We start from the raw sequence: 7,717 nt of genomic DNA on the forward strand, positions 1-7,717 counted from the left end.
CGGTCCTTCTGAAACACCGCAGCGCCCCGATTGGGGCGGCTGCGCCCCCCAGCGCGGGGCAAGCCCGCTCACTACACGAGGTTGTTCATCTCGCAATATTCTTCCCACTCGACTCCGAGCACCTCGGCCGCCTCTTTATGCAAGGCCAGCCGCGCGGCTTCGAACTCTTCGGGTGTAGAGGTGTACTTGAGGGTCAGCTCCCAAGGTTGGTAGCCCCGGCTTTCGGCTTCGTCCTCGAATGCCCACTGAATCTGGTCGCGCTGGTCATCAGCACTCAAATCCTTGATCTCTTCCTTAAGCTGCGGTGACTCCTCGAGGTACTTTTCGAGTGCTACCTGGTGCCGAACTTCCTGGGTCATCTCAGTCGTGGTCATGTTGTTCTCTTAGATCGAGGAATGGGGATGCATCTGGGTCATCAAGGTCGCGCAGATATTGATAAGCGGGCACGAGTGCCGACTTGTCTGGCCTTCAGAACCATTCTGGGATCATCTGAAAACGTTGCCTTTGAAACATGCCGTTGAAACATGCCGTTGAAACAGTGTTGCCTTGGTGCCCGAGACAGGAATCGAACCTGCGACCTTCGCGTTACGAGTGCGCTGCTCTACCGGCTGAGCTACACGGGCGGTGGGCTAAAGCTAGCACCGCATCGGGCATGCGGCAACTCACTCGCCTACCACCCGGCAAAGGTTACGCTCCGTCGGTGCCGCAGCCCTTGGCGACGTATTGCGCGTCAGCCGTGGTGGCACACTTCCAGCCCGTGGTGGCACTGCGCGTCAAGGTGATGGTCTTGCCCAGCACGGGCGCAGGCGCATCAAGGATTTCACAACGGATGGAGCCGGCCCCGGTGGCCACATCACCCGTCACGTCGATAGTGCAGTTGGCGGTGGGGCTGGTGCCACCGATCAAAGCCAGCGTCGGTACGGTGCCCTGGTTAAGGGTGTCCTCGAAGCCCGCCTTCAATGCACTGATTTCAGCCAAGCCCGCCGTGAACTTGGCCTTGGCCTGGTGCTTGGTGTACATGGGCAAGCCGATGGTTGCCAAAATGCCGATGATCGCCACGACGATCAGCAGTTCGATCAAGGTAAAGCCTTTCTGACGCATCACATTCACTCTCCAGAGATAGAGCCCAAGACAAGGCGCTTCCTGCGCCCCGCATTTTGCAGCGGCGCCAGTGTACTCATCCGTGAGCGGCCAATCGCGCACAAGACGCACATTCTGACATTTTATCGCTCAGCCGCTTCAGGCCCGAGCCCGTTACCTGACTAAGCTATAAAGCTTCCACTACCTGTGTGCGGAACCGCGACATGAACGACGCTTCGACGATCTACGCCTGGGAAGGCATCAACCGCAAAGGGCGCAGGGTGAGCGGAAAAACCACCGGTCACGACCTTGCATCAATCAAGGCCCAACTGCGCCGGCAAGGGATCTGCCCCGGTCGCGTATGCAAGCAAGCCCAGGGCCTGCCAATCCTCGCTCCTGCAATAAAGCCCGCCGATATTGCGTTGTTCACTCGTCAGTTGGCGACGCTGCTGACGGCCGGCATCCCCTTGCTGCAGGCATTCGACATCATTCGTGAAAGCGTCGAAAACCAACAGCTGCGCGAACTGCTCAAGGGGCTGAAACAGGAGATTGCCGCCGGCACCAATCTGGCAGCCGCACTGCGCAAGCACCCGCGCTACTTCGATGACTTGTATTGCAACCTGATCGCCGCCGGAGAACAAGCCGGCGCCCTGGAAACCCTGCTGGAGCGCGTGGCAATCCATTTGGAAAAAAGCCAACGGCTCAAGGCCAGGGTCAAGAAAGCCATGACCTATCCTATCGCGATCCTGGTGGTTGCCACTCTGGTCAGTACGGTGCTGCTGATCCATGTGGTGCCGCAGTTCCAGAACCTGTTCGCGGGGGTCGACAGCCCCTTGCCCGGCTTTACCCTGTGGGTCATTGCCTTGTCCGAATTCCTGCAGCGTGCCTGGTGGTTAGTGGCACTGAGCCTGGGCGCGACAACTGCCGGGCTACGCCTGGCCCATCGGGCGTCTCCAGGCTTTCGTCACAGGCTGGAAGCGGGTTTGTTGAAACTGCCCCTGGCGGGCACACTGCTGAAGAAGTCCGCCATCGCCCGCTACGCCCGTACGCTCTCGACTACCTTTGCCGCAGGCGTGCCGCTGGTGCAGGCCTTGAGCTCGGCAGCCGGCGCCGTCGGCATTGGCCCCTTCAAACAGGCAATCGAACGTATGCGCCATGATGTCTCCACCGGCATGCAACTGAATCACTGCATGGCCGCCAGCGGTTTGTTTCCAGGCATGGCGGTCCAGATGACAGCCATCGGTGAAGAGTCCGGCACGCTGGATGGCATGCTGGAAAAAGTCGCGAGCCATTACGAGGCCGATGTGGACCACCTGGTCGATAACCTCACCAGCCTGATGGAGCCCCTGATCATGGTGGTGCTGGGCGGTATTGTCGGCGCGTTGGTCCTTGCCATGTACCTGCCGGTCTTCCAATTGGGAAGCGCATTTTGAGCAGGCTGCTCACTGAGCTTCCCTGGGCCTTCGTTGCAACGGCACTGGTGCTCGGCCTGATCGTCGGCAGCTTCCTCAATGTGCTGGTGTGGCGCCTGCCGAAGATGCTTGAACGGGAATGGCGTGCCCAGGCCAACGAACTCCTCGGACTGCCAACTGCGCCTGTCGGGCCTGCCTATAACCTGATTCGCCCAAATTCCTGCTGCCCGCGGTGCAACCAACCGATTCGCCCCTGGCAAAATATCCCGCTGCTCAGCTACGTGATGCTCAGGGGGCGCTGCGCCCATTGTCGCGAGCCCGTCAGCGCCCGCTACCCGTTGACTGAACTGGCCTGCGCACTCATTTCGGCCGTCACTGCCTGGCACTTCGGTTTTGGCTGGCAAGCAGGCGCAGTGATGCTGCTGAGTTGGGGCTTACTGGCCATGAGCCTGATCGATGCAGAGCATCAACTGCTGCCCGACGTGCTCGTGCTGCCACTGTTATGGCTGGGGCTGATCCTCAACAGCAATGGCCTGCTGGCGACACTGCCCGATGCGCTGTGGGGCGCGGTCACGGGCTATATGAGCCTGTGGACGGTGTTCTGGCTGTTCAAGTTGATCACCGGCAAGGACGGCATGGGCCATGGCGACTTCAAATTACTGGCCCTGCTCGGCGCCTGGGGGGGTTGGCAGATTCTGCCGATGACGCTGCTGTTGGCGTCGCTGCTGGGGGTGTCTGCCGGGCTGATGCTGATGCACTTGCGCAAGTCCGAGGTATCGACGCCGATGCCATTTGGTCCTTGCCTGGCGATTGCCGGCTGGATTGCATTGCTCTGGGGTGGTCAAATAACCGACTTCTATTTGCAGTCTGTCGGTTTCAGATGACCACTTCTGTCGCAACACCCTGGATTCTTGGCCTCACCGGCGGCATTGGCAGCGGCAAAAGCGCTGCCGCCCAGCACTTTATCGACCTGGGCATCGACCTGGTCGACGCCGACCATGCCGCCCGCTGGGTCGTCGAGCCCGGCCGCCCGGCACTGGCGCGTATCGCCGAGCACTTCGGTGCCGGCGTGCTGCTGCCCGACGGCCGATTGGACCGCGCCGCGTTGCGTCAACTGATCTTTGAAGTCCCCCAGGAGCGCCTCTGGCTGGAAGCTTTGCTGCACCCACTGATTGGCGAAGAGATTCGCAGCCACCTGGCGCGTGCGCAATCGCCCTACGCGATACTGGTGTCTCCGCTGCTGATCGAGTCCGGCCAGTACAGCATGACCCAGCGCATCCTGGTGATCGACGTGCCGCAATCGCTGCAGATTCAGCGTACCCTGCAGCGCGACGGCATCAGCGAGCAGCAGGTGCAGGCGATTCTCAAGGCCCAGTCCAGCCGTGAAGACCGCCTGAACCATGCCGATGACGTGCTGGTCAATGACCAGGACCTCGCCTGGCTGCACAGCGAGGTCGAGCGACTGCACCACTTTTACCTTACTTTGCGTGGAGGCCGATCATGAGCCAACCCCTGACCGTCGACTGCCCAACCTGCGGCGCACCCGTGGAATGGAAAACGACCAACCCCAACCGACCGTTCTGCTCGGACCGCTGCAAGCTCATCGACCTGGGTGCCTGGGCGGCTGAAGAACACAAGATTCCCGTAGCCCCGGATGCCGAAGACGAGTTGTTCTCCGAAGACCTGACGCCGCGCCACTAAGGCCGCATAAAAGCGTATTCCTGCTGGTCGTCGAGGTTCTCTGCGAGGTATTGCAGTTCGTCGGCCAGGTCTTCGAAGCTGCGTACGCCCTTGCTCTGTTGCACCACTGCACTGAGCATGGCGCGCAGGGTCAGCCCTGGGTCAAAACCGATTTCCTGCGCTGCGTCCTGGCTTCTGCGCAACTCCTGCCGTGCCCACTCATACACACTCATGATCCGTGCTCCTGAAAAATTGTGCAGAGCATGGGCCTGCCGGATTGCCCGCGATTTGATCTGGATCAACGCTGCGAGTCGTCATCCTTCCAGGGTGCCGAGAGGTAGCGGGTGCGGTTGAAAGTCTCCAGCCATTCAGGACTGAACACCACCAAGGCACTGATCACCATGCCGTTGATAAAGGCTTCGGGGAAGATGATCAGCCACAAGTAACCGACGAAATCCTCCAGCCATTCCGGCATCGCGAAACGCCCGTCGAACCACAACAGCCCCAATGCGGCCAACAGACAGAGCAACGCTGACAGCGCAGCGGCGAAAAAACCCGAGCAGAAGATATACACAAAAGGATTACGCGGCTGCGCACGCTCCACCAGCAGCGCGCAGCCTTCGGTGACCAGCACCGGCAGCACGACCAACAACAGGCCATTGACCCCGACAGCGGCCAGATCCTGGCGCCCCAGCCACACCAGGCCCATTTGCGCGACAAGCCCTCCGAAGATTGCCAGGGGCCAGTCGAGCAACAGGGTCACAGCGGTCATGCCGATAAAGTGGTAGGAAACCCCGGTATCGAAATCCCGCCGCACCAACCAGAGCATGAACAGCGCAAACACCGTACCGAACAACAAATGCTGGCGCCGTCGGTCGGCAAACAGCTCGACCCAGGGCGAGCGCAGGATCGCCCACAACACCCAAGGCGCGTACAACAGCCAACCGAGGCCGAGCGTCGCCGGTGCCAATACCGCTGCGCTGATCACGGGAACACACCCCCTGCAAGAAACCTCATCACGCCCCTCATCCCTGAGCCACTCTCGAGAGGCCAGTCTACACCGCTGTTTTAAAGCAAGACTTCCTGCGGTCATCATTTGAACGCTAAGCTGCAAACATGGATGACTCAGATTATTTGCGCCTGCTCACCGTAGCGGCCGAACAAGCCAACGCGTTCTTGTCCAATGCCCGCAAATGGGAGCGTGAGCGTTGGGTCTGCCAGCGCCTGCTGCAAGGCTTGAACGTGCCTTACCGGGCGGAAGAGTTTCACCCTGCCGGGCAAGAGCCGCCGGACGTGCTGTTTCGCGACGCCAGTTTCGAAGTTTTTTTTGTTCTGGATGAAGGCCGGCGCCTGAACGACGAATGGCGCGATGAGCTGCTGCGCCGACGCAGTGCGTTTTCCCTGAGCCAGCTGGTCCGGCGCGAGGCCAAGCCGCGACGCATTCCCGCCCATGAGTTTCTGCTGCGCCTGGCCCCCACCTTGCGCAAGAAAGCCCATAACTACAAAGAACGCGGCATGGACCTCGGCGAGCTGGACTTGATTGCCTTCACCAGCCTCAAACGCGAAGTACTGGACCTCAACAGCCACTTCCCGCCTCCCACCGAATACCTGCGCCAGGGTTGGCGTTCGCTGTCGTTAGTCGGGCCGACCTTTGCCCGGGTGCTGTTCGCACACCCCGACGCACCGGACTTCTTGCGTAACAACCTGGGCCGCAGCATAGTATTCGACGTGGGCATCAGCCTGTGACACGGGCGCAGGCTACGCTTGTGGCGATGCCGCCAATCCCCTGACTGTAACGTGGCGCCCTTTTGCAACGTCTACCTGACGAGGCCTTTATGACCAGCCGCCTGAACCCCGATGACCAACGGCATGTCGAAGAGTACCTGCAACTCTCCCAGAACCAAGTCGAGCGCAAGCCTTTCCGGCCGTGGCTGCTCCTTGGTGTGGTGCTGGTGGCGGTAATCGGGCTCGGTTTGCTGAGCCGCCTTTTGAGTTACCTCACGCTATGAGCTGCCTGGCGCTCGCGGGGGTCACTGCTCCGATTTCTTTTAGCCTTGCGAGATATCCCCATGACCCATCGTATTATTATCGTCGGCGGCGGCGCCGGCGGCCTGGAGTTGGCTACCCGCCTGGGTAAGACTCTGGGTAAGCGCGGCATCGCCAGCATCACACTGGCGGACGCCAACCTGACTCATATCTGGAAACCGCTGCTGCACGAAGTGGCCGCCGGTTCGTTGAACTCCTCGGAAGACGAACTCAACTATGTCGCCCAAGCCAAATGGAACCACTTCGAGTTCCAGCTGGGGCGCATGAGCGGGCTGGATCGTGAACAGAAAAAAATTCAACTGGCTGCCACCCTCGATGAAGAGGGGCGCGAGCTGGTACCCGCGCGAGTGTTGAGCTACGACACGCTGGTAATCGCAGTGGGCAGCACCACCAATGACTTCGGCACCGAGGGTGCAGCGCAACATTGCCTGTTCCTCGACACCCGCAAGCAGGCCGAGCGCTTCCATCAGCAATTACTCAACCACTATCTGCGCGCCCACGCGGGCCAGACCGATGTGGAAGAAAAAATCAGCGTCGCCATCGTCGGTGCCGGTGCTACCGGGGTTGAACTGGCCGCCGAGCTGCACAACGCTGCCCATGAACTGGCGGCCTACGGCCTGGACCGCATCAAACCGGAAAACATGCACATCACCTTGATCGAGGCCGGGCCAAAAGTCTTGCCCGCGCTGCCGGAGCGGATCAGCGCGCCTGTGCATAAAACCCTGGAGAAACTCGGAGTGACCGTGCTGACCAACTCGGCGGTCAGCGAAGTGACGGCAGATGCCCTGATTACCAGCAGCGGCCAGGTGATCCCGGCCAGCCTGAAGGTATGGGCCGCCGGTATTCGCGCCCCCGGCTTCCTCAAGGATATCGATGGCCTGGAAACCAACCGTATCAACCAACTGCAAGTACTGCCGACACTGCAAACCACCCGCGACGAAAACATCTTCGCCTTCGGTGACTGCGCCGCCTGCCCGCAACCGGGCACCGACCGCAATGTGCCGCCACGGGCCCAGGCCGCTCACCAACAGGCCTCGTTGCTGGCCAAGTCACTGAAACTGCGGATCGAAGGCAAGGAGCTGCCGTCGTACAAGTACACTGACTACGGCTCGCTGATCTCGCTGTCGCGCTTTTCCGCTGTGGGTAACTTGATGGGCAACCTGACCGGCAGCGTCATGCTCGAAGGCTGGCTGGCGCGGATGTTCTATGTGTCGCTGTATCGCATGCATCAGATGGCGCTGTATGGGGTCTTTCGCACGGCGATGCTGATGCTGGGCAGCAAGATCGGGCGTGGCACCGAGCCACGTCTTAAGCTGCACTAAAACCTGCGGGAGGGGCTTGCCCCTCCCGCATTGATTTACAGTGCCGCTGAGTTTTCCACAGGCAAAAAAAATCCCCGTATCTTTCGATACGGGGATTTTTAATATGGTCGGGGTAGGGGGATTCGAACTCCCGACATCCTGCTCCCAAAGCAGGCGCGCTACCGGACTGCGCTATAC

The 7,717-nt window shown here is 60.5% G+C and carries 11 protein-coding genes and 1 tRNA gene; 7 read left to right on the forward strand and 5 right to left on the reverse strand.

The genetic code is table 11. From position 1 onward, the window contains the following. Positions 1–71: 71 nt before the first annotated feature. The 3 genes from ACQRBT_RS05170 to ACQRBT_RS05180 all read right to left on the reverse strand — a co-directional run bounded on the left by ACQRBT_RS05170 (position 72) and on the right by ACQRBT_RS05180 (position 1,101). Positions 72–374: a DUF6388 family protein gene (locus ACQRBT_RS05170; RefSeq protein ID WP_060754872.1), complete on the reverse strand. Its 303-nt coding sequence runs from the start codon at positions 372–374 to the stop codon at positions 72–74. A gap of 173 nt (positions 375–547) precedes the next feature. After that, positions 548–623, reverse strand: a tRNA-Thr gene (locus ACQRBT_RS05175). 64 nt (positions 624–687) lie between these two features. Continuing rightward, positions 688–1,101 carry a pilin gene (locus ACQRBT_RS05180; RefSeq protein WP_126870647.1) on the reverse strand — a complete coding sequence of 138 codons (414 nt, stop codon included), beginning with the start codon at positions 1,099–1,101 and terminating at the stop codon, positions 688–690. Positions 1,102–1,304: 203 nt separating this feature from the next. On the opposite strand from ACQRBT_RS05180, the gene ACQRBT_RS05185 reads away from it, so the two are divergent. From ACQRBT_RS05185 to yacG, 4 genes are read left to right on the forward strand one after another with little or no spacing between them, the layout of a single operon-like run. After that, positions 1,305–2,513, forward strand: coding sequence for a type II secretion system F family protein (locus ACQRBT_RS05185; protein WP_412046997.1), 1,209 nt, complete (start codon positions 1,305–1,307; stop codon positions 2,511–2,513). Continuing rightward, entirely contained in the window at positions 2,510–3,376 is an 867-nt protein-coding gene (locus ACQRBT_RS05190; RefSeq protein ID WP_412046996.1) for a prepilin peptidase, read from the forward strand. The genes ACQRBT_RS05185 and ACQRBT_RS05190 overlap by 4 nt, the downstream gene beginning before the upstream one ends. Further along, complete coding sequence (gene coaE / locus ACQRBT_RS05195) at positions 3,373–3,996, forward strand: dephospho-CoA kinase (protein WP_060754868.1); 624 nt, start codon at positions 3,373–3,375, stop codon at positions 3,994–3,996. The genes ACQRBT_RS05190 and coaE overlap by 4 nt, the downstream gene beginning before the upstream one ends. Then, positions 3,993–4,193, forward strand: coding sequence for a DNA gyrase inhibitor YacG (gene yacG / locus ACQRBT_RS05200; RefSeq protein ID WP_060754867.1), 201 nt, complete (start codon positions 3,993–3,995; stop codon positions 4,191–4,193). Before coaE ends, yacG begins: the two co-directional genes overlap by 4 nt. On the opposite strand, the gene ACQRBT_RS05205 is transcribed toward yacG, so the two are convergent. After that, positions 4,190–4,405, reverse strand: a complete 216-nt coding sequence (locus ACQRBT_RS05205; RefSeq protein ID WP_003171680.1) for a hypothetical protein — start codon at positions 4,403–4,405, stop codon at positions 4,190–4,192. The genes yacG and ACQRBT_RS05205 overlap by 4 nt on opposite strands. Positions 4,406–4,470: 65 nt before the next feature. Continuing rightward, positions 4,471–5,160, reverse strand: a complete 690-nt coding sequence (locus ACQRBT_RS05210; RefSeq protein WP_161548296.1) for an energy-coupling factor ABC transporter permease — start codon at positions 5,158–5,160, stop codon at positions 4,471–4,473. A 128-nt stretch (positions 5,161–5,288) separates the two neighbouring features. Between ACQRBT_RS05210 and ACQRBT_RS05215 the strand changes: the two genes are divergently transcribed. The 3 genes from ACQRBT_RS05215 (at position 5,289) to ACQRBT_RS05225 (ending at position 7,540) form a co-directional block, all read left to right on the forward strand. Beyond that, complete coding sequence (locus ACQRBT_RS05215) at positions 5,289–5,918, forward strand: DUF1780 domain-containing protein (protein WP_053254334.1); 630 nt, start codon at positions 5,289–5,291, stop codon at positions 5,916–5,918. An 89-nt stretch (positions 5,919–6,007) separates the two neighbouring features. Continuing rightward, entirely contained in the window at positions 6,008–6,181 is a 174-nt protein-coding gene (locus ACQRBT_RS05220; protein ID WP_060754865.1) for a DUF3094 family protein, read from the forward strand. Positions 6,182–6,241: 60 nt separating this feature from the next. Continuing rightward, positions 6,242–7,540, forward strand: a complete 1,299-nt coding sequence (locus ACQRBT_RS05225) for an NAD(P)/FAD-dependent oxidoreductase (RefSeq protein WP_060754864.1) — start codon at positions 6,242–6,244, stop codon at positions 7,538–7,540. Positions 7,541–7,717: the final 177 nt, after the last annotated feature.

The sequence above is a fragment of the Pseudomonas sp. R19M genome (assembly GCF_050312585.1).
Classification (GTDB): Bacteria; Pseudomonadota; Gammaproteobacteria; order Pseudomonadales; family Pseudomonadaceae; genus Aquipseudomonas; species Aquipseudomonas palleroniana.

Excerpts from the sequence above, each read along its gene's own strand:
- ACQRBT_RS05170 (WP_060754872.1), bottom strand. The coding sequence starts at position 374 with ATGACCACGACTGAGATGACCCAGGAAGTTCGGCACCAGGTAGCACTC.
- ACQRBT_RS05180 (WP_126870647.1), bottom strand. The coding sequence starts at position 1,101 with ATGCGTCAGAAAGGCTTTACCTTGATCGAACTGCTGATCGTCGTGGCG.
- coaE (WP_060754868.1), top strand. The coding sequence starts at position 3,373 with ATGACCACTTCTGTCGCAACACCCTGGATTCTTGGCCTCACCGGCGGC.
- yacG (WP_060754867.1), top strand. The coding sequence starts at position 3,993 with ATGAGCCAACCCCTGACCGTCGACTGCCCAACCTGCGGCGCACCCGTG.
- ACQRBT_RS05185 (WP_412046997.1), top strand. The coding sequence starts at position 1,305 with ATGAACGACGCTTCGACGATCTACGCCTGGGAAGGCATCAACCGCAAA.
- ACQRBT_RS05215 (WP_053254334.1), top strand. The coding sequence starts at position 5,289 with ATGGATGACTCAGATTATTTGCGCCTGCTCACCGTAGCGGCCGAACAA.
- ACQRBT_RS05205 (WP_003171680.1), bottom strand. The coding sequence starts at position 4,405 with ATGAGTGTGTATGAGTGGGCACGGCAGGAGTTGCGCAGAAGCCAGGAC.
- ACQRBT_RS05225 (WP_060754864.1), top strand. The coding sequence starts at position 6,242 with ATGACCCATCGTATTATTATCGTCGGCGGCGGCGCCGGCGGCCTGGAG.
- ACQRBT_RS05220 (WP_060754865.1), top strand. The coding sequence starts at position 6,008 with ATGACCAGCCGCCTGAACCCCGATGACCAACGGCATGTCGAAGAGTAC.